Genomic DNA, 23,478 nt, shown 5'->3' with positions numbered 1-23,478 from the left:
CTATAAACTGACGTTATCACTATTGGCCTACTGCAGAAACAATTCTAATTTGTTTCTCGTCCGGGATTTCCTGATATGAAATCACTCGTAAATTTGGAATAGTGTATTTAACAAATCTTGACAGCGTTGACCTAAGCATACCCGATGTTAATAAAATGGCTGGTTGCCCTACCATTTCTTGCTTCTGTGCAGCGTCTAATAATGACTGCTGCATACGCTCTGCAAGACCAGGTTCAATATTAGGTCCTTCACCGCCAGTCGCCTGCATAGACTTATGCAACATCTGTTCCAACTCTGGCGCCAATGTTATGACAGGGATTTCGAGTTCTGGTCCAGAGATTTCTTGTACGATCATACGTTTTAACGCTATACGCACTGCTGCCGTTAATACTTCAGTGTCATTGCTCTTAGTACCGTACTCTAATAGTGTCTGCACTATGGTGCGTAAATCTCGTACCGATACCCCTTCATTCAGTAAGTTCTGCATCACTTTAACAACTGATCCCAGAGGCATGACATCTGGTACAAAACCATCCACTAATTTAGGAGAGTTCTTGGCAAGCATATCCATTAACTGCTGGACTTCTTCGTAACCTAATAACTTAGCAGCATTATTACTCAGTAACTGGCTTATGTGAGTCGCTACAACCGTTGCAGTATCAACGACGGTATAACCTAAAGTTTGTGCATGTTCACGTTGCTCTGGCGCTATCCAAACTGCCTCTAAACCAAAAGCTGGGTCGCGAGTTTCAATACCGTCTAGTTTACCGTAAACTTGGCCAGGATTAATGGCTAATTCACAATCATGCCTAACTTCAGCCTCACCCACTACGACGCCCATTAACGAAATTCGATACGCATTAGGTGATAAGTCTAGATTGTCACGAATATGCACCGCTGGCACTAAAAAACCTAATTCTTGTGACAGTTTTTTACGTACGCCTTTGATCCTGCCTAATAATTCACCACCTTGAGACTTATCAACCAGCGGAATTAAGCGATATCCGACTTCAAGACCAATAGTATCAACATGGCGCACATCGTCCCAGCTTAAATCTTTAGGTTCTTTATCCTTGCTCTCAACCGGCCCTTTAGTTGCTAACGTTAGTGCAGCTTGCTTTTTGTCAACGTTACGCTTGTAAATAAAGTACGCAGCACCAGCGGTAATAAATGCAAATGTCAAAAACGCAACATGAGGCATACCAGGCACAATACCCATAATAAAGAGTAACCCAGCTGCAATGGCTAATGATTTATGACTGTCAAACATCTGACTGAACATCATTTGGCCCATATCGCCTGACTCGTTTTGACGCGTCACCATTAAAGCCGCGGCAATAGACAGCAATAAACCGGGAATTTGTGCAACTAAACCATCACCGATGGTTAGTAAGGTATAAATTTCAACCGCGCTAGAAAAGTCTAATCCATGCTGGATCATACCAATCACAAATCCACCAATCATATTGATGACTAGGATCATGATCCCTGCAATGGCATCACCTTTAACAAACTTTGAAGCACCGTCCATCGCACCGTAGAAATCGGCTTCACGAGTTACTTCAGCACGGCGGATCCGCGCCTGGTCTTGGGTTAATGTGCCAGCATTTAAATCAGCATCAATGGCCATTTGCTTACCCGGCATTGCATCTAAGGTAAAACGAGCACTCACCTCAGCAATACGCCCCGCACCTTTAGTTACTACTGCAAAGTTAATGATAATAAGGATAATAAACACCACTAAACCAACGGCATAATTGCCGCCAATAACCACAGAACCAAAAGCCTCAATGACTTTACCCGCAGCGGCACCACCATTATGACCTTCAAGCAATACAATACGGGTAGAGGCGACGTTTAGAGCGAGTCTTAGTAACGTTGCAATTAATAATACGGTAGGGAAAGCAGCAAAATCGAGTGGTCTGTCAGCATAAATAGCAACTAAGAGTACAACTAAAGCCAACGCAATATTGAATGAAAACAGAATATCTAGCAAAAAAGCAGGAATAGGTAAAACCACCATTCCTAACGCAGCAAGTACTAATAAAGGCGTTCCGATCCCTTTAAAAGTAGATACTTTCATTTGTTTCATTTGGCCAAAAGCTGCTTTTGCATCCATATTAAGATGAACCCTTTATGTCAGATCACGGCGTCAATGGACTGTTATTTGACGCGAATAAACATACAAAGCAAAAATTAAGCCATAAATGTTATCTATCTAAAATAGATTAGTTATTAGTGCTTTAAATCATCTGGTATGGGTTGTTTAAGCGGGATAGGTTTTGGCCTACGACCTTTACCTTTTTGATATTGCCTAAGCTGGAATACATAAGCCAAGACCTGCGCAACAGCAGTAAATAAGCCTTCTGGCACTTGTTGATCCACTTTAGTCGTGTGGTAAATAGCACGAGCCAACGGCGGGGCCGATACAATAGCAACGTTATGCTCTCGAGCTATTTCACGTATTCTAAAAGCTACGTCATCGACACCTTTAGCGATGAGAAAAGGGGCTGATGATCGGCTGACATCGTATTTAACTGCCACTGCATAATGTTCTGGGTTAACCACAATAACATCCGCATTAGGCACCTCGGTCATCATGCGTCGTTGCGCCATCTCCTGCTGCATTTGTCTTATCCGGCCTTTAACTTCAGGTTTACCTTCAGTGTCTTTATATTCGTCTTTGACTTCCTGTTTAGTCATTTTTAACTGTTTTTTGTGGTTCCAAATTTGAAATGGCACATCAATAATTACAATCAATAACATCGAGCTGCAGAGTAAGATGAACATCCAGATAAGCAAATCTAGAGCATGATAAACATTGCCCGGCAGGTGATCACTGGACAGAGTCAAAATATCGTAGAAATAAAATTTTAATAAAAAATAAGCCGATAATGCTACCACCGAAAACTTAGCAATACCCTTAGTAAGCTCAACCAATGCCTGGGTGCCAAACATACGCTTAAAACCGTTCATGGGATTTAACTTACTGCCTTTAGGCATAAACGCTTTGACTGAAAAAGACATGCCACCTAACACAATATTGCCTAGGAAAGACACAAACGCCAGCAAAGCAATAAAGCTAATTAATGGCCCTGCAAGCTCATTGCCGACGACCCCCCATACTCGGAACATGGAGTTAGTATCAAAAATCTGATCGCGCTCCATGGAAAGTATCTGCTCCATAATGGTATAGAGGCTTTTGGCAATAGCCGGACCTGTCATCGAAAACCCAACAGATGCAGCAAGCAAAACCGCTGCGGTACCTAACTCTTTAGAGCGAGCGACTTGACCTTTTTCTCGAGCTTGTTCAAGTCGCCTTCCTGTGGGTTCTTCAGTGCGTTCTTGACCGCTGTCACTTTCTGCCATATGTGCCCCTTAAAATACCACTGAGCCATTTAGTTGACATTGAAGTTGCAAAACGTCACACATAAGTAATTGCGCAGCCATCCACACTTCATCAAAATGCGCCATGATAGGTGCTAACGTTAACCACAAAATCAACAAACCACTAACCATAGTGACAGGGAAGCCAATAGAGAAAATATTCAACTGAGGCGAGGCGCGAGTCATTACACCAAAGGATAAATTGATTAATAACAACGCCACAATGGCCGAAATCGACATTGTTAATGCCGAACCAAACATAAAGCTACCCCAATCAGCAAGCGCACGATAATTGGCGATTGATATACCTTGATTTGAAATGGGAATAGTTTCAAAACTGGCCACCAGCATACGTAACATTAACAAATGGCCATCAACAGCTAAAAAGATAAGTGTTGCCAATAATAGAAAAAAGTTACCCACAACAGGCGTTTGCTCACCAGAACCGGGGTCGACCATGGAGGCAAAACCTAAACTGGTTTGCATACCAATTATTTGCCCTGTTAATACAAAAGTTTGCATCACCATTAAGGTCACAAATCCCATGGTGACGCCAATTAAAATTTGCTGAGCAATGACAAAAACTGAACTCAATGCCAGTAACTCGACATTTTCAATAGGAGGTAAAATAGGCGCAACGGCCATCGTTATCGCCACGGATAACATCAATCGAACTCGAGCGGGAGTCGTATTGGCGCCAAATACCGCCATCACCATGAGCATGGATGAAATACGGAAAAACGGCAAAAGATATGCGGCAATTGTTTGACTGATTTCATCAAACAAAATATCCATGGCTTAACCTATAACCTGTGGGATGAGATTAACCATCTCAAAGAAAAAATCCATCATGGTTTGTACTAGCCAATGGCCTAAAAACATCAACGCGAATAACGTCACCAATAAACGTGGTAAAAAGCTTAAGGTTTGTTCGTTAATAGATGTCGCGGCCTGAAATACCGCCACAATTAAACCGATGAATAAGCCTGGTAAAATAATCGCTGACACAATCAGTACGATAACTGACAGTGCTTCTCGAAAGATATCAATGAGCGATTCTGGAGACATAAATACGCGGCCTTATATTCCGAAACTATTCGCTAATGTGCCCATCACTAAGCCCCAACCATCGACGAGTACAAACAACATAATTTTAAATGGCAGTGACACAATCATCGGTGACAACATCATCATACCCATGGCCATTAGAATACTGGCGACGACCAAATCGAGTACTAAAAAAGGCACAAACAGCATAAAGCCAATTTGGAACGCCGTTTTAAGTTCACTGGTAATAAACGCTGGGATCACCACGCTCATTGGTGCTTGCTCAGGAGATTGAATATCTTTGTAACCAGAAATTTCAATAAATGTTTGTAAGTCTGTGGTACGCACTTGCGATAGCATAAATGTTTTAATGGGTTCTTTACCAACATCATAAGCTTGCGTTAAGGTCATGGTTTCATTGATATAAGGCTCTACAGCTTCAGCATAAATCTTATCAAAAACTGGTGCCATAATAAAAAACGTCATGAACAAACTGATGCCGATCAATACCTGATTCGAGGGTGTTTGTTGTAAACCCAAAGCTTGTCTTAATATCGATAGCACCACAATGATGCGGGTAAATGAAGTGAGCATTATCACCATTGCAGGAATAAAACTCATTGCTGTCATCAGCAATAAAATCTGCATTGTTACCGAATATTCAGTTGTTCCGTCTGCAGCTGTTGTAACCGTTAACGCAGGTAACACCCCATCTTGAGCCAGTGCTGAAGGCGATAAAACCATTGCCACTAGCGCCATCATCGCCAATACCAATGCTGTTGTGTACTTATTCATTATTGCTGTTCCTTGGCTTGTTTTAGACGGCTAGCAAACGAAGAAATGGGAACGTCGACGGGGGTGGCTAACTTATCAATCAGATTAATCTGTTGCGAGGTTACACCAAGTAGATATTGCTGACCATTGACCTCCACCAATACCACTTTTTCACGTTGACCGATGGGAGTTACTGCAATCGTTTTAATCACACCGCCATTAGATGGCACTAACTTAAGACGTTTTACAATATAAGCTAACAAAAAAATAAGCGCTAATACGACAATTAATCCACCAACCATGTTGGCTAATGTTGCCACATTAGACACTTCAGCGGGATGAGCAGAGGCATTTTTAGCCAGAGTACTAGACACTTCAGGGACGCTTAACGCCTCACTCATAATGCTCAGCATTAGTATCATATTCGCCACTGCTATTCCTTGTTTGTGCAACCAACTTAGCAAAGCTCAACACACGCCAATCTTTGCTATATTATTGTTTATTATATTTTTTAGTTATTTAAGTTTTTTGATTCGTTCTGTTTGGCTAATAACATCCGTTAAACGGATACCAAATTTGTCATTCACTACCACAACTTCACCATGAGCAATCAGGGTTCCATTAACCATAACGTCTAAAGGCTCACCGGCTACACGATCAAGTTCGACCACCGAACCTTGGTTGAGCTGGAGTAAATTACGGATACTAATAAAACTGCGACCCACTTCCATGGAAATCGTTACCGGAATATCTAGAATACCGTCTAACTTGGCAGCTTCTTCTTTCGTGATAGGTCTGGAATCATCGACTAATTCATCAAGCTCAACGTGTTCAGCTTCTTCTAAAGCTTGTTCTGCCATTGCTGCGGCCCAGTCATCGCCTGTATCTTCTGTGCTCATTCTACTTCACCTTATAAATCTGAAATATCACGCGACTTGCCTTTGCGAGTCACTAATTGCATCTCTGTTTTAACCGTTTCTGGCCGCGGAATTTTCTCACTGATTTTTAATGCTAAATTATCGCGCGATTTACCCATTTTACAACGATAAGTCGGTAAACCTTCAATTCGCATCATAATGTGTTCAGGTAAATCTATCGGGATAATATCCCCAGCTTTAAACCCCATCACATCACGTAATGTCACTTCATGTTCAACAACATTGACATCAAAACCGACCTGCACGTCCATGATTTCATCACGTAATGCTTGCGACCAGCGCATATCAGTATCTTGTTTATCACTTTGAACACCGGCATCGAGTAATTCACGAATGGGCTCAATCATCGAATACGGCATGGTAATGTGGAAATCACCACCACCGCCATCAACTTCGATATGGAACGAATTAATCACGACCACTTCTGTCGGGCTGACAATATTCGCCATTGCAGGATTCACTTCAGAGTCGAGGTACTCAAACTCCACATCCATTACTGGTGCCCATGCTTCTTTATAATCTTCAAAAATAATTTTAAGCAACAACTGTACAATACGGCGTTCTGTTGGTGTAAATTCACGGCCTTCAATTTTGGCATGAAAACGACCATCACCACCAAAGAAATTGTCTACCAGAATAAAGACTAAACGTGCTTCCATGGTGATTAATGCAGTGCCTTTAAGTGGACTGAAACGCACCATATTTAAACTGGTTGGCACAAATAAAGTATGTACATACTCGCCAAACTTCAGCATTTGTACGCCATTGATCGACACTTCGGCTGCGCGACGCATCATGTTAAACATACTGATGCGTAAATGCCGTGCAAATCGCTCATTTACGATTTCAAGCGTGGGCATACGGCCACGCACAATTCGATCTTGAGAAGAGAAATCATAAGAACGCGCATCAGCGCTGTCCTCTTCTATCTCATCATCATCAACATCATCAACACCATGCAAAAGCGCATCAATTTCATCTTGGCTTAATAAATCACTCACATCATCGCCTTAGCAGTTAATGCTTTTGGTTATTGCATTACAAAACCAGTAAACAGGACTTTTTCAACAACTTTCTTACCTGTTATTGGTTGCAGCGTATTTTGAACATTGAGTAAGGCTAACTGACGCAGCTCATCTTTACCGGCTTGGGTACTGAGTTTTTGTACGTCAGCTGCACTAAAAGTAGTTAGTAATGCATCTTCAATTAATGGAATATGTTTTTGTGTAAGCACACTATCATCTTCACCGCGCACCATTAATTGGACTTTTATTTCAACTAATCTAGCTCGATCGACACCTGGTAAATTAAATAGGAAAGGCCTAGGCATGCCAACGTAATCAGCTTGAGCATTATTGACCGGTGCAACAGCTTCTGTAGCGTCATCAGCGTTTACAGCAACAGGGGCTGGCTCATCCGTCCCCATGAAAAACCACAATCCGCCTCCAATCAGTAAAGCCAACACTAAACCAATACCACCAAAGATAAGCAGCTTATTACTTTTTTTACCGCCTTCAGCGGGTTCGTTTAATTCTAATTCTTGTTCAGGCATTCTGGTTCCTAATCAACATTGTGATTAATATTGAAACTTAGCTAAGTAGTCAGCTTTTATTGAAAAGTCATATTATTGCTATAGGTTACCTGCTTAAGCATAATAATCTATAGCTGAATGTAAACTCCTTGATGGATTTGTCATCAAGCTGACCTCTTGTGCTGAAATTTCATCCAACTGACTGTCTCCCCCACCTTGATTAGATGATTGTTCATGCGGTTGTTCACTACCACCATCACCTTGGGACACTTGGCTGTCTGTCAGTTGCAATCCTTCTTGAGCCAGCATATCGCGTAATCGAGGCATAGCTTGTTCAACTATATCGCGGGTTTGCGACTGCGCTACATGAAACTGTACTTGAGTTTGATCGCCCTGGATTTGAATTTTAACCGTTAAATGTCCAAGTTCTGGTGGATCAAGACGAATTTCAGCTTGTTGAATACCATTACTGACCATGGTTATTAACTGCTGTTTCATTACAGGAGAAAAACGCTGGATCATCTCTTGCATCTGAGCACCAGGCTCTCCCTGTGGTCTTAACGATAGCTGAAATTGTGGAACATCACTTTTATGAATTGGCGTAAAACTACTCTGATTTTGTAACGCCTTACTGTCAGTGTCACCGATGTCAGCCAGAGTATCTAATCCAAAACTAGTTTGATTTACAGCGGTTGAAGGATCACCGGAGGCGCGTTTTGCCGCTAAGGAATCTAGGACCACCGAAAAATCAGCTTTTGCTAGTACTTTGGCATTATCAGTGTCTAATTGGATGTTGCCATCAATACGAGTTTTATCACCTAAAATGGTCTCAGGGTCAATTGTCATAGCTGATGTAGCTCCAGTTAACGCTGCAGAACTGCTAACGCCAGAAGCAACAGTTTTATCGACTTTAGCGGTTGCTAAACTCTGGTTTGTCGCACTAACTTGGCCTTGAACAGCTACACTTGTGGCAACTGATTTATCAATTTGGCTCTGTTCTTCACTATTAAGCACACTATCAGGCGATTCATTACTGCTAGTCATAACCTGTGCTTGTAAATTGAAGTCACTAAGTAATTTGCTTAAATCTTGATTGTCTAGAGCTTGTAAATCTTGTGCAGATAAATCAGCAAATGCCATTAAGTTGTCGAGTTCTTCTGGACTAAGCTGAGAAAGAACATCTTTAATAGAAGAAACATCAGCTTCAAGCTCAAGAAGATCTACATCTACGGTATTGCTTTTAGGTTCTGTAGAAACTGCTGCGTCAAAATAAACGTCGGATTTATCGACATGCGGCAATTCATTTCCGCCAGAGGAATGACGTTTATTAAATGAATCTGCCATATTAAGTTGAGCAAAAATCAATTCCGCATCAGCATTTTCTTCGGTAGACAACTCGTTTGCTAAGGCAACACTGGTTTTGTCCACTTCAGCATCCATTGACACCTGCGCTGTATTACCACTGCGCCGTATAACAAGATCGGATTCACTCGCCTGATTGAAAGCAGATAAGAATGATGTATTTTCAACATCTTGTACATTCCCCTTCGTACTCACATCGGCAGATTTACTGCTACTGCCAAGTAAGATATTGCTCATCTGCTGCATAATCTACTCCACTCAATCAAACAAGGTTAAGTTATTGGTCATCTAAAAATTGCTCAGTATTCAAACCTTATGCGTCATATAACGGTTTATTTCGCTATATCAATAAGGTCATCATGAAAACCTTATAAATAGGAATTCACTGTCGCTTCGCTGACGATTTTCATTTCAATTATTGATAATAAGCAATTTAAATGCCAATACTCATTAACTGGTTAATTTTTCGGTGGATTAAATAAACAAAAAGAGTAATGAAAAAAGTTAACCGTAAAACGATATTAGGACTAGAGAGTCATTTGGCAGGTAGTGTTATTTAAGATTTCGGCGAAAATATTGCTGCATAGCAAATTCATCCGACATTTTTTGTTCGCGCTTAGCTTCTATCACCATCGCTTTAGTTGCTTTTTGGCTTAATAGCATCTCTACCGCTTTGCGTTTTTGTTGTTTTTCTTGCCAATGAATTTGACGATAACCGACTTGTTTTTCAGCATCTTTAACCGCGGCAACTTGCTGGGTAATAGCGCTATCGACTTGGCGAATAAATTGATGAAATTGATGGTATTGGTTAGCACGTAATGTAGTCCCTGTGTGCCCTTCCATCTGCTTCATATAATCTAAACGATAGTTGTTTAGCGCGTCCAACTGCCCCTGGCGTTTTTGTTTTTCAAATTGCGCAGACTTAAGCTGTAATGCCGCTTGGTCTTCTGCTGCGGTAGCTAACTTCAATACCGTCAGTAGTGGGTCAGTTCGAGTCATTGATATTATCCCTGACACTGTGCGGCAATTTGAGTCAACATGACTCGGCTTTCTTCAAACGTCACCGGGTCTTTAAACCCCTGCCGCAAAAAGGCATTCATTGCAGGTTGTAAGCGTATGGCATTATCAATCCTAGGATCGCTGCCTTGTGAGTAGGCCCCAATTGAAATCAGATCGCGATTTTGCTGATACAGCGAATACATCTGTTTAACTTTACGCATCGCTTCTAAATGTTCTTCACTTATCACCATTGGCGCGACACGGCTAATCGATGCTTCTACATCAATAGCGGGATAATGGCCCGAATCAGCAAGCTGACGAGATAATACAATATGGCCATCTAAAATTGCTCGAGACGCATCGGCGATAGGATCTTGTTGGTCGTCACCTTCGGTTAATACCGTATAAAAAGCGGTAATTGAACCTTGTCCAGCACCGCCATTACCCGCTCGCTCGACCAGACGCGGTAACTTAGCGAATACTGAAGGTGGATAGCCTTTAGTTGCAGGTGGCTCACCGACAGCAAGAGCGACTTCTCGTTGTGCTTGTGCGTAACGCGTTAAACTGTCCATCAGCAATAGTACATCGTAACCTAAATCTCTAAAATACTCGGCGATACGCGTGGAAGTTTCACAGGCTCGTAAGCGCATTAACGGAGAAGTATCCGCTGGTGCCGCCACAACGACTGAGCGCGCACGACCTTCTTTACCTAAAATTTCTTCAATAAACTCTTTAACTTCACGACCACGCTCGCCCACTAATCCCACCACAATAATGTCGGCTTTCGATCCTCGTGTCATCATGCCAAGCAGCACACTTTTACCCACACCGGAACCCGCAAACAAGCCCATTCGCTGCCCTTTACCAACCGTTAACATCGAGTTGATGGCACGAACGCCGACATCTAACGGTTCAGTAATCGCTCGTCGAGATAATGGATTAATATAAGGACCATGACGCGATGCATGTTGATCTGTATTAAGCGGGCCTAAACCATCTAACGGCACGCCGCTACCGTCTAATACTCTGCCTAATAATGATAAGCCTACATTTAATCCTGATTGTTCACCTAAAGGCTTTACACGGGCACCAGGTAAAACGCCTCTGAGCTCTTCAATAGGCATTAAATACAGTAATTTGTCATCAAAGCCGACAACCTCAGCAACCAACTCGCCAACCATGGTTTCAATAGAGCATAAACTACCAACAGGCGCGCGGCATCCAGTTGCTTCAAGCGTTAAACCAACTACTCTAACTAACTGGCCGCTTGCAACTGGTCGCAGCGGTAACACGTGTTTATGATGTACAGCGAATTTGTTCAGTAGTTTATGTTGACGAGTGCTCATCGGTATTTCCTTGAGATAGGTCTTTCGTCTGTTGCTGAGCGTCTGCGACTTTACCAGCTGTTGAGGTATCGGCTTGTGCATTTGTATTGAGAGGCGCACTTGTATTGAGAGGTGCACTTGTATTGAGAGGTGCACTTGTATTGAGAGGTGCACTTGTATTAAGAGGCGCACTTGTATTGAACGTCGTGCTTGTATCGAGAGTTACACCGGCATCAGAATCAACAACATCAGAGTCTTCAGCATCGATTGACACTGCCGAAGAAGTATCCATTTGTTGAACTAACGGTTCAGTAACCGCATCAGCACCCAGCTCTGACTGATGATCTGTAAAATGATCTTGGCCAATATCCGCTTTATCTGCTCGACCAGTATTATCGGTTGTGCCAGCAAGTTCAGCTGCTTGCTGATGTTCACTAAAATTATCGACAGATGTGGTTTGATATTGTGGATGAGTTGATTTTTGTTGCTGCACATTTTTAACTAACTGATTCGACTGGGCGTCTAACTCACTAAACACTTGGCTAATACGCTGTTCTACACGTAAATCGACAGCAGAACGAACGCTTTCAATCATACAGTCACCATTAGATAACGTCGGATCGATATCGATTTGCCACTGATTTTTTTGCAGTTGCTCGGCACTGTAACATTGGTTTACAAGTTCAGCGTCAGCCTGATTAAAACGTAATTTAACCAACTGTTCTTTTAATGGAAGTGCGTCAACGCCTTGGCGTAGCGCCGATAATATATGTTCTGGGTGAGTCTTAAGCTCATGACCGATAACCGATTTGGCTAAACTGATTGTCATGGCCAACAATTCCGCTTCAATTTCATTATCTAAGATGGATAATGGCAACTCGAATTGGGAAATAATGTGGTTAAGTTGTGCAATAAGTTCATTGGCTTTAATTTGCCCAGCTTCTAATCCTTGTTGCTCGCCTTGAGTAAAACCTTGTTGATGACCTTGCTCTAGTCCTTCTAAACGCCCTTGCTCTAATCCTTGTTGATGACCGTCTTGCTTACCCTGTTCAAACCCTTCTTGCTCAGCTGCAGCACGAATCTCTTCAATTTGCGCCATCGTCGGTGGCGCCATAGACTTCTCAGCCCCAGTAACAGGACTAGGTGTGTGAGCTTCAGCGAAATGACCAAAAAAATTTGAAGGTTCTAGACTGCTATCTTTGGTAATATCAGGTAGCTGCCAATGACTAAATTCAGCCTCGCTATCGGTAGTGAGTGCATCTTTAGGCGGTTTTGATTCAGGCATAATTCATCACTTGTGTTGTTAAAAACATTGGCTCAAAACAAAAATATTAACAGTAGTACACAATATTAAGAGTACTACTAACAACCTAATAATACAGATAGCTGACAGATATCCAAATAGAAATACCCGCCAGTACTGTCACACTAATGAATATGCGCATGGTTACAAGAACTCGTCACCACCGCCGCCGCCTAGCATAATCTCACCACTGTCACTGAGTCGACGAGCAATAGACAGAATTTCTTTTTGTGCCACTTCAACTTCACTAATACGGATAGGCCCCATGGCTTCTAAGTCGTCACGGAGCAATTCAGCTGCACGTTTAGACATATTACCCAGAATTTTCTCTTTCAACGCTTCGTCCGCACCTTTGAGTGCTTTCATAAGCACATCTTGCTGTACTTCTCGTAACAATGCTTGAATACCGCGGTCGTCAACGTCAATGAGGTTTTCAAACACAAACATCATGTCTTGTATTTGCTGCGCCATTTCTTCATCTGACTCACGCATGGTTTCCATGATTTGACTCTCAACACCGGTATCGAGGTAGTTCATGATATTAGCAGCCGCTTTTAGGCCACCCATTTTAGCCGCTTGCGCACCGCCTTGACCCGCAAATTGTTTTTCCATAATGTCGTTTAATTCTTGCAATGCCGCAGGCTGAACTTCTTCAAGATTGGCAATACGCATCATCAAATCTAAACGGGTATTTTCAGGGAACTGACTAAAAATCTCAGCTGCTTGATCGGGTTCTAAATACGATAATACAATTGTTTGAATCTGCGGATGTTCATTTTGAATAATGGTGGCCACTTGACGTGCATCCATCCATTTTAATGAATCCAGACCTTTAGCTCCGCTGCCCATGATAATTTGTTCAATTAAATTACCGGCTTTATCTTCACCCAATGCTGCAGTTAACGCTTTACGGACGAATTCTTCACTGTTAAAACCAATGGAAGAAAACTTTTGAATATCGTCTAGAAATAATTGGTGAACGCCAATGACCTTTTCTTGACCAAAGTCATCCATTGCTGCCATCGCCATACCCACTTTTTGCACTTGCTTAGGCTCTAAGTGTTTTAAAATTGACGCCGCATCCGCTTCACTCAAGCTGAGCAGTAAAATAGCCGTTTTTTCAACACCAGTAATTAACTCGGGGTCAAATGCTGTTGATTTCTCTGCTTTAGCTGCTTTATCTTTTTTTTCATTAGCCATTGTCTTGTAACCAGTTTTTAATCACTTGAGTGGAAAGTTCAGGCTCATTTGCCACTAACGCTCTAATTGCTTTAATCATATCATCATCTTTATGCAAATTAGGTATTTGAATTGACCCATCATCGGCATAACTGTATTCCGCCTCTTTGGTATTAAGCATACCTAAGGTATCTGCTGCATACTGATCTTCAATTTCAGCTAACTCATGTCCTGGACGAATATCGTCAGGCATGTTGATGCCATTGGGATTGGTTAGCTTCTTAAGCATAGGTCTCACTACGGCTAGAATGAGCACTAAAATAACAATTGCACCTAATGCCAATTTAATTGCGCGCCAGAACCAAGGCTGCTCCCACATATCTGGCTCAGGTAGCACTTCAATTAACTGGTCCATAAACGGCACCGTTACCACTTCTAACGCATCACCACGCTGGGTACTAAAACCTACCGCGCCTTCTAATAAGCGGCGAATATTAGTTAATTCTTGTTCTGTTCTCGGCACGCGAGTGACTTGGCCGTTCTCATCAACTTGGCCAGGTTTAAAATTAATCGCAACAGACACACTAACACGACGAACCACCCCAATTTGTTGACGGGTATGGCTAATGGTAGTGTCTAATTCATAATTACGCGTAGCTTCTTTTGATGAGTCACCAGACATGGTTGAGGTTGTTGCTCCACCTGCCACTTGCGGAATATCAGATTCCATCGGTGGTTGATTACTTAGCGCACCAGGAATACCGCCAGAGTTTTGACCTGACGAATTTCTCTCAATGATCATTTCACTGCGAATCGCCGGTAAATCAGGAGAGAAACGCTTCGCGGTTTGCTCTACTGCGGTAAAGTTCATATTCACATCGACTTGAGAAGTAAAATTCTCAGGTCCTAAAATTGGCATTAAGATTGATTCGATTTTTTTACGGTATTCAGCCTCTTGCTGTTGTACTAGCTCTTGCTCACGACGTGCTCTAGAAGACGCGCCATCTTGACTACCGGAATTGAGTAAGCGCCCATTTGAATCGGTTACCGTCACACGAGTAGGTTCAAGCCCTTGAACAGCAGAGCCTACGATATCAACAATGGCATCAATCTCTTCCTGGCCTAAACCACCACGACGTACATTAACGACCACTGTGGCACTGGGTTTAGATGCATTACGGGCAAAAACATTTTCTTTTGGTAATGCTAATATCACTTTCGCACGACTAATGCTTTTTAACTCTTCAATGGCTCTGGCTAGGTTTTGTTCTTGGCTTTGTTTTAAGCGTGCTTGTTCCATACGCTGACTGACACCAAAACCACTATCTTGGTTTAAGTAATCATTTGCTTGAGTACTACTTTGAATACCGGCACGGCTGAGCAGTAATTTAACTTCTTGATACTTATCTTCAGGCACTTTAACCACATCGACGTTAATTTGATAATCGATTTGGTTTTTATCAAGCACGTCTAAGACGAGAATCATCTCAGCCGTTTCCATTTTACCAAGCGGGCGATAATCAGGCTCTTGGGCCCACATCATCACAAAAACAGCCATAGCAAGGCATATTGCTAATGCCAGAATCATGATGACTTGGCGCATCATATCTGCACCACCAACGCCACCAAGAAGTCCAGATTTGTTCTCTTGTTGGACACCGCCATCGGCTGTTGAACCCGAACCTACCATAATGTCTGTGCTCACAATACGTACCTGCTATATCTAATGTTGTTATGTTATTTAGTGCTCAAAACCGTCTGCGACTAAACAGGCATACTCATAATTTCTTTATAAGCATCGACGAGCTTATTACGTACTTGCACCGTTGCTTCAAAGGCAACGCCGGCTTTCTCACGCGCAATAACGGTATCAGACAACGTCACCGTGGTGTCGCCCATGTCTAAACGAGTCGCTAAACTTGATGATGCTTGTTGCAGCTCATTAACGCTACCCACCGCTTGAGACAGTAACTGACTGAAATCAGCACCCGTGGTGTTATTCACTTGCTGGGTAAGGTTAGGACGAATAGATGAACCAATAGAAGGGGCTATTTCGCCGCGAAGCGATTGCATTTCTTGCATTAATGGATTTGCGCTAATCTGCATGGTGTAACTCCCTTTCGTCGACTTTTTGACGACAACAATAACTGATAAGGAGTTAAAGCAATTTAGATGCCAGTATTACAATTAGTAAAAGATTCGGCGATAAAAGAGGGGGAGAACACAAGCAGAAGCACAGGCACAAGCAAAAGTAACCTATCCATTAAAACAAACAGGTCACTTTCACGTAGGTGAACGATAAAAAATAGACTTATTAGACTATAAAATCATAATGTTAACTAACGATTAGTTAACAGGCATTTACATTACGCAGGTAATTGAATACCCATATCACGCATTTTGGCCATTTTATAACGTAGCGTACGGGCGCTTATACCGAGTTTTTCAGCGACCATTTTTCGACTACCCTGACATTGATTTAGGGTTTCTAAAATAATGACATGTTCTTGGGCTTTTAGTTCGTCACCTAAACCGTCAACTTCGGCAGGTTTATCCGCATCAACATATTCTGTTGCAACCAAATTCACATCGGCACAATCTAAAATAATGTCATTGACACCAATATCATCATTAACCCGTAATATCAGTGCTCGTTGAATAACATTATCTAACTCGCGCACGTTACCGGGCCAACGATGAGTTAATAAACGACGAGTTGCAGCGTCATCAAGTTTAGGCACTGAAGCCATATTAAATGCTTTAGCATGCTTAATCAGCAAATGGCGCGCTAGCGGTAATATATCTGCAGGACGCTGATGCAATGCAGGCCACGTTAACGGAAACACATTAATTCGATAGTATAAATCTTCCCTAAACTCACCTGATGTTGCCATCGCTTTTAAATCTCTGTTTGAGGTTGCCAACACTCGAACATCAAGTTTAATGGTTTTACGGCCACCTAAACGCTCTACTTCACGCTCTTGTAATACCCTGAGCAATTTAGCTTGTAAGCCAAGTTCCATCTCAGATATTTCATCAAGTAATATAGTGCCGCCTTGAGCCTGTTCAAACTTGCCTGGGCAGGCTTGATAAGCGCCCGTAAATGCGCCCTTTTCGTAACCAAATAAAGTGGCTTCTAACATATTTTCAGGTATTGCGGCGCAGTTAATCGCAATAAACGGCTGATCATGGCGTTGGCTATGTTGGTGAATATAGCGCGCTAACACTTCTTTACCTGAGCCACTAGGACCCATGATCATTACCGATGCATCTGAAACAGCTACCCGTTGAGCCAGCGACAACAGTGCTAAACTTTTCTCATCTGCTACCACGGGTTTATCATGATTTTGTTTTAAAGGTAAATAGCGTGACACCTGATTCAATAACACTTCAGGCGCAAACGGTTTAGCAAGATAATCCACCGCGCCTAATTTCATCGCACTCACGGCACTGTTAATAGTGGCATAAGCAGTCATTAACAATACTGGCAATTTAGGTTGGTTTTGTTGTAAATAGCTTAACAAGCCCATGCCACCAATACCGTCCATTTGCACATCGCTAATCACCAAATCAAATTGGTTGGCTTTTAGGGCCAAAATGGCCTCTTCAGCGCTACCTACATCAATACAGTCGTAATGGGCAAGCATGAGGGTATCAAGCAATGCCTCACGTAAATCAGCATCATCTTCAACTAATAGAATATTTGCTTCAGCCACGCTTCACCTCCTGATGACTTGCTTTGTTCATGTGTGGAAAGCTCAATCTAATATGGCAACCCATACCCGGCTTACACGACAATTGAATTTGTCCACCATGGTTACGCACTACCGACTGCACAACCGCTAAACCTAACCCTGTACCCTGGCTTTTAGTGGTAAAAAAGGGTTCAAGTATTTGTTGTTGCATAGACGGCTCTAGCCCTTTGCCATTATCGATCACATCTAACAATAGCCCATCTGGTGTTTCGCTGGCACTGACTTTTATTTTTGTTGCGCCTGCTTCAAGGCTATTCATCACAAGATTATTCACCGCAGAACTAAGTGCATTAGCATTGGCAAGCATCAATGAATGTGAAGTATCTTCAACAACAAGCTGGCAATGTTTTTTATCGGCAATCGGTTCGCAACTGGCCATTACTTGACTAATTATTTCGTCCATTGAGACTGATTCAGCCATACCATCTTGACGTCCCCTTGCCATTAGCAACATGTCATTAACTTGACGTTCTAGCTCATTAAGCCGGTCGACCAATTTAGATTGAAATTTAGACCGGGCAGAATCAGATAATTTAGGGCTAGCAAGATTAGAGGCATACAGCAAAGCGGCAGACAATGGGGTGCGCACCTGATGTGCTAATGTCGCCACCATTTTGCCTAATGCCGATAAACGCTGTAAATGAGACAGATTTTTCTGCAATAAACGGGTTTCAGTGAGATCGGTTAACACAATCAACTGCCCAGGTTCAGGCGCTAATGGCGTAATAGCCAATTTTACCCGTCGACCATTTTTAAGCGACACTTCATGGCCGTCATCATCTTGTGGGGCAAAAGCGCGATGAATAATATCAAACCAACGAGCCCCCTGCAGAGGTCGTCCTAATAGTTCGGTTGCAACTGGATTGGCTAACGTAACCACACCGTCACCATCAAGGATCACCACACCAGATGGCATGGCTTGAAGAATATGCGCCATTTGATTTGACATATTGGCGGCCTTACTAGAATAAGTACTGAAAACGGGAGTGGCAGAATTAGTGGCTAAGTTAGTGACTGAGTTAGTAGCAAAGCTGGTAGCAAAATTCACATTACGCTGCTGTACTGAATTAGCCCCAGTAGATGGCGACTTAGCCGCTGTATCAGTTGTAGTGATAGACGAAGCTGACGCAGGTAACTCATAGTCTGAATGATCTGTATGTGTTAACGCTCGTGCTAAATACATGGTCGCTCCGTCAAAAAAATAACATTTGATTAGCTGAATGCATTTACTGTGCCAAGCAATTTTCTATAGTAATAGAAGCGTCGTCAGAACGTTTTTAAGCCAATGATAAAGCAACATACTTATGAGTTTAGTTCATTGGCCCTACCACATTTTACAAAACCAATTTCTAGGTCAGTTTGCAATAAAACGACTTAATCACACTACTTAATCACACTACTATCTAGCGGTAACAATATATTACTTCTCAAGTTAAAAACATTTGCTGTGCCAGGCTATTATCTGAAGCACTAGAAACATGAGATCATTAATTTTTCAGTTACTGATAAAACGAAAAAACACACCTGAGGGTGTGTTTTTATAAAATCCAAAATTCAGATAATGGTCTAGTCTTTACTCAAACCATATTTACGCATTTTTTCGACTAATGTTGTACGACGAATACCCAACATTTCAGCGGCTCTTGCTACAACACTATCTTGCTGCTCAAGTGCTTGACGGATCATGTCGATTTCTAATTCCGCTAGTAAGTCTTTTAAATTAACCCCTTCTGGCGGCAATTCACTAGGGAAACGCGTTTCTGGTATTTCAACAGGTTCTTCATCACTGAATATTGAAGCTAAAGCATCGCGCTCCAATTGTTCTTCACTGATTTCAACACAATATTCTGGTACCTCAATGTAACGGTATTTATGCGGTAAATCATTAACGTCGACTAATCCACCAGGGAATAAGATGGTTAAACGCTCGACCAAGTTTGATAACTCACGCACATTACCAGACCAAGGGTGTTCTTTTAACGATTCAATCGCGCGTTGAGTAAAACGAACCTTACCGCGGCCTTCATTAAATACTCGGCTAACTAATTCGTGCAACAGTAGCGGCACATCATCACGACGCTCACTTAAACCTGGCATCTCAATTGGGAACACATTGAGTCGATAATATAAATCTTCACGAAATGTGTTATCTACAATCATGGTTTCAAGGTCACGATGCGTTGCGGCAACAATACGCACATCGGTAGCAATTGTTTTGCTGCCACCGACACGTTCAAATACCTTTTCTTGCAATACACGTAACAACTTAACTTGCATTTGTAGCGGCATATCGCCAATTTCATCTAAAAATAGCGTGCCACCTTCTGCCAATTCAAAACGGCCTTTACGAGATGATATCGCCCCAGTGAAAGAGCCTTTTTCATGGCCAAACAATTCACTTTCAAGTAATTCAGCAGGAATGGCACCACAATTGACTGGAATAAACGGTCCATCTCGTCGTTCAGATAAATAATGAATATTACGCGCAACAACTTCTTTACCGGTACCCGATTGACCCAATACTAATACTGTCGCATCAGAGCTTGATACTTGGTTAATCAAATGGCGGACTTTAGCAATGCCTTCACTGCGCCCGACTAAGCTTCGGAATAGTTTGGTTTGGTTGCCACTGGTTAAAGTGTGTTCTCGCTTGGCTTGGCCAAAAACTTGGCAAAAATGCAGCAGCTCTGTCAATTGCGGGTAATTTATCGGCTCTTCAATTGTTCCGAGCATATTGGATAAATTGATATCGGTATCGCCTAATAACAACATCGGTTGCCAGGGCACTATAGCGGCTATGTTTTTAATACTCTCGACGCTAATGTTTTCATCAACAATGACAACAGCGCGATACCGAGATTGCTCGATCAGGGCTAGAAAAGATTCATTAGAGACAATTTCACACTGCTCGCCTAGGAATTCGAAAATGCAGCACAAACGAGTCACGCGCTCTGATGGGGTACCGACAATTAAAATTCTTTGTTCTATTTGCATCATTCAGAAGGCCAAAAGCTCTTGTTATAGGTATTGATTCGGGATGATTATGCCGCATATCGCCACATAAACCAAAGTACATTGCCGTCATAAAAACTAACAGCACTGCCATTATTCTAGCATTATTCCTAAAACAGGATCGTTAATCCGCTAAATACAGTGAAGAAAAACGAACTCAATGGTAAATAACCTCAGCTAGGGATAATAAATGGTTATCAAACAGCCCTTTGTCTCGCTAACTGTGTTGCATTGACTTGCAATAGGCTAGCTATTGACGCAACTAGTAACAAGAGACTGCGCCTTGTTAGCAAAACAAATGACAAGTTTGATATGAAATAGGCCGCATGCTGTCATTTTGCCTTACATAACCCACATCTTAACCCGAGTTGAGGTTAAATATTGTATTATCAGCCCACTATAAGCAAGCATCAGTTACATTTTATCTACAACAGATAGCATTTTATGTTGAAAATGGTGATTTTTCATTCAAAAATTCTAATGGAGCAAGTTTTGTTTTGGTGGTGAGGTTAAATATAGACTTGACCAGGTCAACTCTCAAGAAACTCTCTCACGGAAAATAGATGATGCTAATAAATTAGCTTAAATTAGGTATTTAACATTGATACATGAATTGCAGGTAATAAAATTATTTACAGGCTCAAAAACTAAGCCAGACAGCAAAAAAGACGCTAAGCGTCTTTCTGGTTTAAATACAGTATGCTATAACGATTAATTTACTTCAGATGTTAAATGATGTTTATCTTGCGGAATAGCATCCCATCCTTCTTTGAGTGTTCTTAAAACAGCAACAGCATCATCGATAGCTTGAGTATCATTTTTTAAATTTGCTTCGGTTACTTTCATAATAATAAAATCATACAATTGACTAAGGTTCCCAGCGATTTCACCGCCTTCATCCATATTTAAACTATTATTCAGGCCGTTGACAATGCCTATCGCTTTACCAATAAACAGACCTTTATTATTCATATCTCGGTTCTCAATGGCATAGCGACTTTGAGCAAGCCTCTCGAGACCACCAGCAAACATCATTTGAATAATACGGTGCGGCGAAGCGACTGATATTTCGCTGTCAAGCGAAACCTTACGATATGACTGTAAAGAACTTCTCATAATAACCTACCTGTTAGCATCAATATTTTGATAAACCTTAATTTGTCGTTGATGAGCGCGCTTTACATTTAATAAATTTTGTCGATGAAACATTACTTTTGAAGCCCTATCTTTAAAACTATTCGTCAATATTAACTGTTCGGATAGTAAGGTAGTAAATGTGTCATCGACAGCACTATTAATCAATGAATCTATATATAATTGACGCGCACCTATAGAGTCAAGCAATAATGAGACCAACTTGTCAGATTGTTCATTTTCTGCAGGAATTTTCTCAATTTGATTTAACGTATCTTCAATACTATCGTTAATAAGTTCAAGTTCAGCGTTCAATCTATACCCCTTTTACTCTCTAACTACCCCAGGTAATGAAGCTAAACTACTTGTCAAACTAGAGCTCTGTGTATTAAGTTGCGAAACAATCAAATCCATAGCGTTAAACTGCTTAAGTAGACGAGCTTCCAACTGTTCCATTTTTAATGTAAAAGCTTCTCTTTGATCCGTTAAGCGGCTTGTTTGTGATGTATAGGTATTGTTACGGCTATCAATTATCCCGCCAGATTTAGTATAACTCTCAACTAAATCATCGAATTGATAAGCTAACCCTGTATCGCTGGTTGAAAATACACCTTCCACAAGAGACATATTATTAGATACCGCATCACTTAACTTGGTATCATCTATGGAAAGCTTTCCATCACTATCCGTGGTGATACCGAGTTCATATAAAGCCGATTCAACGCCATCAACACTAACCCTCTCACTAACCGTTTTTCGTAGTTGTGACTCCAAAGAACGAATGATTGAATCACCCTGTAAAGCAGATGCAGTCCCTTTGTCGACATCAAAAGAGGATAACGTATCCATAGAGGTAAGCAGTGCATTGTATGAACTAACAAAACTCTGGATATTTTTCTTTACTGAATCAGTATCTTGAGCAACCGTCAATGTAGATGTTGAACCTAGATCAGCTTTAGTTAGTGATAAAGTTACACCTGTAATCGCATCATCAATAGTATTACCCGGAGAGGTTAACTTTTGTCCATCGACATAGATTATTGAATCTTTAGCATCTTGTAAGGATTCTAAATTAGCCCCATTGAACATATCTGATAAACCGGTTCCAGTTGAATCTGTTGCTGATAAGGTAATTTGATTTTCTGTTCCCGTCTCTTTAGACGTAAAAACCAATCGACTACCTGCATCACTTTTAATGACTGTCGCGATTACACCAGAATTATCGGAAGCATTATTTATTTTCGTTGCAATTGCAGAAAGCTTATCAGTCGATGAAATTGCAACAGAAAAACTTTCACCATTAACAGAAAAATCTAAGCTTCCTTCACCAACACCTGATGTAGGATCACTAACATTTATTCCCGCCAATTTTTGTGATTGAGCTAATTGCTCCACCATAATGGAATAGCTTCCAGGCTGAGAATATTGGTCAGCTGTTGCAGTAAAAAAATCGCTATTACCTGTAGAGACAGTGCGAATATTTAAAAATTCACCACTTTGCAGTTTTTCAGCGGCATCTTGAAACGTAGACAAAGCACTTTTCAACGTACCAATTGCAGATACTTTGGCATTAATTTTAGTTTCTGTTGCGGTAAATAACGTTTCTTTAGGGGTTTTCTCGGCGTCAACAAGTACGCTGACGATATTTGAAATATCAAGCCCAGAACCGATACCTGTTGCTGTTAATGCCATAAAACCTCCGATATATGTTTATACTAATAATAAACAAAAA

22 protein-coding genes are annotated in these 23,478 nt (G+C 41.5%); all 22 read right to left on the bottom strand.

Annotated elements, in window-relative coordinates:
• Positions 1-19: 19 nt before the first annotated feature.
• Positions 20-2,119 (bottom strand): flagellar biosynthesis protein FlhA, encoded by a 2,100-nt coding sequence (gene flhA / locus AAEY98_RS03280; protein ID WP_011636670.1) that lies wholly within the window; start codon positions 2,117-2,119, stop codon positions 20-22.
• A gap of 116 nt (positions 2,120-2,235) precedes the next feature.
• Positions 2,236-3,369: a flagellar biosynthesis protein FlhB gene (gene flhB / locus AAEY98_RS03275; RefSeq protein WP_351014947.1), complete on the bottom strand. Its 1,134-nt coding sequence runs from the start codon at positions 3,367-3,369 to the stop codon at positions 2,236-2,238.
• 9 nt (positions 3,370-3,378) lie between these two features.
• Positions 3,379-4,182: a flagellar biosynthetic protein FliR gene (fliR, locus tag AAEY98_RS03270; RefSeq protein ID WP_162022665.1), complete on the bottom strand. Its 804-nt coding sequence runs from the start codon at positions 4,180-4,182 to the stop codon at positions 3,379-3,381.
• A 3-nt stretch (positions 4,183-4,185) separates the two neighbouring features.
• Complete coding sequence (gene fliQ, locus AAEY98_RS03265) at positions 4,186-4,455, bottom strand: flagellar biosynthesis protein FliQ (RefSeq protein ID WP_011636667.1); 270 nt, start codon at positions 4,453-4,455, stop codon at positions 4,186-4,188.
• A gap of 12 nt (positions 4,456-4,467) precedes the next feature.
• Entirely contained in the window at positions 4,468-5,229 is a 762-nt protein-coding gene (fliP, locus tag AAEY98_RS03260) for a flagellar type III secretion system pore protein FliP (protein ID WP_162022664.1), read from the bottom strand.
• The gene (gene fliO / locus AAEY98_RS03255) at positions 5,229-5,630 is read right to left on the bottom strand and encodes a flagellar biosynthetic protein FliO (protein ID WP_242445114.1); all 402 of its coding nucleotides are present in this window, start codon (positions 5,628-5,630) and stop codon (positions 5,229-5,231) included. Before fliO ends, fliP begins: the two co-directional genes overlap by 1 nt.
• Before the next feature lie 93 nt (positions 5,631-5,723).
• The gene (gene fliN / locus AAEY98_RS03250) at positions 5,724-6,107 is read right to left on the bottom strand and encodes a flagellar motor switch protein FliN (RefSeq protein WP_011636664.1); all 384 of its coding nucleotides are present in this window, start codon (positions 6,105-6,107) and stop codon (positions 5,724-5,726) included.
• An 11-nt stretch (positions 6,108-6,118) separates the two neighbouring features.
• A complete protein-coding gene (fliM, locus tag AAEY98_RS03245) occupies positions 6,119-7,147 on the bottom strand; it encodes a flagellar motor switch protein FliM (RefSeq protein WP_011636663.1) in 1,029 nt (342 codons plus the stop codon).
• A gap of 29 nt (positions 7,148-7,176) precedes the next feature.
• Positions 7,177-7,698, bottom strand: a complete 522-nt coding sequence (gene fliL, locus AAEY98_RS03240) for a flagellar basal body-associated protein FliL (protein WP_351011322.1) — start codon at positions 7,696-7,698, stop codon at positions 7,177-7,179.
• Positions 7,699-7,791: 93 nt separating this feature from the next.
• On the bottom strand, positions 7,792-9,285 hold the full coding sequence (locus tag AAEY98_RS03235; RefSeq protein ID WP_351014944.1) for a flagellar hook-length control protein FliK: 1,494 nt from the start codon (positions 9,283-9,285) through the stop codon (positions 7,792-7,794).
• Positions 9,286-9,591: 306 nt separating this feature from the next.
• Positions 9,592-10,038, bottom strand: coding sequence for a flagellar export protein FliJ (gene fliJ / locus AAEY98_RS03230; RefSeq protein ID WP_011636660.1), 447 nt, complete (start codon positions 10,036-10,038; stop codon positions 9,592-9,594).
• Between the two features lie 5 nt (positions 10,039-10,043).
• Positions 10,044-11,384: a flagellar protein export ATPase FliI gene (gene fliI / locus AAEY98_RS03225; protein ID WP_101085390.1), complete on the bottom strand. Its 1,341-nt coding sequence runs from the start codon at positions 11,382-11,384 to the stop codon at positions 10,044-10,046.
• Positions 11,365-12,648 (bottom strand): flagellar assembly protein FliH, encoded by a 1,284-nt coding sequence (fliH, locus tag AAEY98_RS03220; RefSeq protein WP_351014942.1) that lies wholly within the window; start codon positions 12,646-12,648, stop codon positions 11,365-11,367. The genes fliI and fliH overlap by 20 nt, the downstream gene beginning before the upstream one ends.
• A gap of 162 nt (positions 12,649-12,810) precedes the next feature.
• A complete protein-coding gene (fliG, locus tag AAEY98_RS03215) occupies positions 12,811-13,866 on the bottom strand; it encodes a flagellar motor switch protein FliG (RefSeq protein WP_101085394.1) in 1,056 nt (351 codons plus the stop codon).
• Positions 13,859-15,538 (bottom strand): flagellar basal-body MS-ring/collar protein FliF, encoded by a 1,680-nt coding sequence (gene fliF, locus AAEY98_RS03210; protein ID WP_351015125.1) that lies wholly within the window; start codon positions 15,536-15,538, stop codon positions 13,859-13,861. The genes fliG and fliF overlap by 8 nt, the downstream gene beginning before the upstream one ends.
• Positions 15,539-15,609: 71 nt before the next feature.
• On the bottom strand, positions 15,610-15,951 hold the full coding sequence (gene fliE / locus AAEY98_RS03205) for a flagellar hook-basal body complex protein FliE (RefSeq protein ID WP_101085397.1): 342 nt from the start codon (positions 15,949-15,951) through the stop codon (positions 15,610-15,612).
• Between the two features lie 260 nt (positions 15,952-16,211).
• A complete protein-coding gene (locus AAEY98_RS03200) occupies positions 16,212-17,561 on the bottom strand; it encodes a sigma-54-dependent transcriptional regulator (RefSeq protein WP_351014940.1) in 1,350 nt (449 codons plus the stop codon).
• Complete coding sequence (locus AAEY98_RS03195; protein ID WP_351014938.1) at positions 17,554-18,783, bottom strand: sensor histidine kinase; 1,230 nt, start codon at positions 18,781-18,783, stop codon at positions 17,554-17,556. Before AAEY98_RS03195 ends, AAEY98_RS03200 begins: the two co-directional genes overlap by 8 nt.
• 383 nt (positions 18,784-19,166) lie before the next feature.
• The gene (locus tag AAEY98_RS03190; RefSeq protein ID WP_162022657.1) at positions 19,167-20,597 is read right to left on the bottom strand and encodes a sigma-54 dependent transcriptional regulator; all 1,431 of its coding nucleotides are present in this window, start codon (positions 20,595-20,597) and stop codon (positions 19,167-19,169) included.
• Positions 20,598-21,323: 726 nt separating this feature from the next.
• On the bottom strand, positions 21,324-21,728 hold the full coding sequence (fliS, locus tag AAEY98_RS03185; protein WP_162022656.1) for a flagellar export chaperone FliS: 405 nt from the start codon (positions 21,726-21,728) through the stop codon (positions 21,324-21,326).
• 6 nt (positions 21,729-21,734) lie between these two features.
• Positions 21,735-22,061 (bottom strand): hypothetical protein, encoded by a 327-nt coding sequence (locus AAEY98_RS03180; RefSeq protein ID WP_351014936.1) that lies wholly within the window; start codon positions 22,059-22,061, stop codon positions 21,735-21,737.
• A 12-nt stretch (positions 22,062-22,073) separates the two neighbouring features.
• Complete coding sequence (fliD, locus tag AAEY98_RS03175; protein WP_351014934.1) at positions 22,074-23,438, bottom strand: flagellar filament capping protein FliD; 1,365 nt, start codon at positions 23,436-23,438, stop codon at positions 22,074-22,076.
• Between the last annotated feature and the right edge of the window lie 40 nt (positions 23,439-23,478).

Origin of the sequence: Shewanella sp. AC91-MNA-CIBAN-0169 (assembly GCF_040310165.1) — a bacterium.
Lineage (GTDB): Bacteria > Pseudomonadota > Gammaproteobacteria > Enterobacterales > Shewanellaceae > Shewanella.
This window is presented reverse-complemented; position numbering and strand designations above follow the sequence as displayed.

Excerpts from the sequence above, each read along its gene's own strand:
- AAEY98_RS03195 (WP_351014938.1), bottom strand. The coding sequence starts at position 18,783 with ATGTATTTAGCACGAGCGTTAACACATACAGATCATTCAGACTATGAG.
- AAEY98_RS03190 (WP_162022657.1), bottom strand. The coding sequence starts at position 20,597 with ATGATGCAAATAGAACAAAGAATTTTAATTGTCGGTACCCCATCAGAG.
- fliN (WP_011636664.1), bottom strand. The coding sequence starts at position 6,107 with ATGAGCACAGAAGATACAGGCGATGACTGGGCCGCAGCAATGGCAGAA.
- fliJ (WP_011636660.1), bottom strand. The coding sequence starts at position 10,038 with ATGACTCGAACTGACCCACTACTGACGGTATTGAAGTTAGCTACCGCA.
- fliH (WP_351014942.1), bottom strand. The coding sequence starts at position 12,648 with ATGCCTGAATCAAAACCGCCTAAAGATGCACTCACTACCGATAGCGAG.
- AAEY98_RS03235 (WP_351014944.1), bottom strand. The coding sequence starts at position 9,285 with ATGCAGCAGATGAGCAATATCTTACTTGGCAGTAGCAGTAAATCTGCC.
- fliQ (WP_011636667.1), bottom strand. The coding sequence starts at position 4,455 with ATGTCTCCAGAATCGCTCATTGATATCTTTCGAGAAGCACTGTCAGTT.
- fliO (WP_242445114.1), bottom strand. The coding sequence starts at position 5,630 with ATGATACTAATGCTGAGCATTATGAGTGAGGCGTTAAGCGTCCCTGAA.
- fliP (WP_162022664.1), bottom strand. The coding sequence starts at position 5,229 with ATGAATAAGTACACAACAGCATTGGTATTGGCGATGATGGCGCTAGTG.
- flhB (WP_351014947.1), bottom strand. The coding sequence starts at position 3,369 with ATGGCAGAAAGTGACAGCGGTCAAGAACGCACTGAAGAACCCACAGGA.
- fliS (WP_162022656.1), bottom strand. The coding sequence starts at position 21,728 with ATGAGAAGTTCTTTACAGTCATATCGTAAGGTTTCGCTTGACAGCGAA.
- flhA (WP_011636670.1), bottom strand. The coding sequence starts at position 2,119 with ATGGATGCAAAAGCAGCTTTTGGCCAAATGAAACAAATGAAAGTATCT.
- fliE (WP_101085397.1), bottom strand. The coding sequence starts at position 15,951 with ATGCAGATTAGCGCAAATCCATTAATGCAAGAAATGCAATCGCTTCGC.
- fliG (WP_101085394.1), bottom strand. The coding sequence starts at position 13,866 with ATGGCTAATGAAAAAAAAGATAAAGCAGCTAAAGCAGAGAAATCAACA.
- fliR (WP_162022665.1), bottom strand. The coding sequence starts at position 4,182 with ATGGATATTTTGTTTGATGAAATCAGTCAAACAATTGCCGCATATCTT.
- fliI (WP_101085390.1), bottom strand. The coding sequence starts at position 11,384 with ATGAGCACTCGTCAACATAAACTACTGAACAAATTCGCTGTACATCAT.
- fliD (WP_351014934.1), bottom strand. The coding sequence starts at position 23,438 with ATGGCATTAACAGCAACAGGTATCGGTTCTGGGCTTGATATTTCAAAT.
- fliL (WP_351011322.1), bottom strand. The coding sequence starts at position 7,698 with ATGCCTGAACAAGAATTAGAATTAAACGAACCCGCTGAAGGCGGTAAA.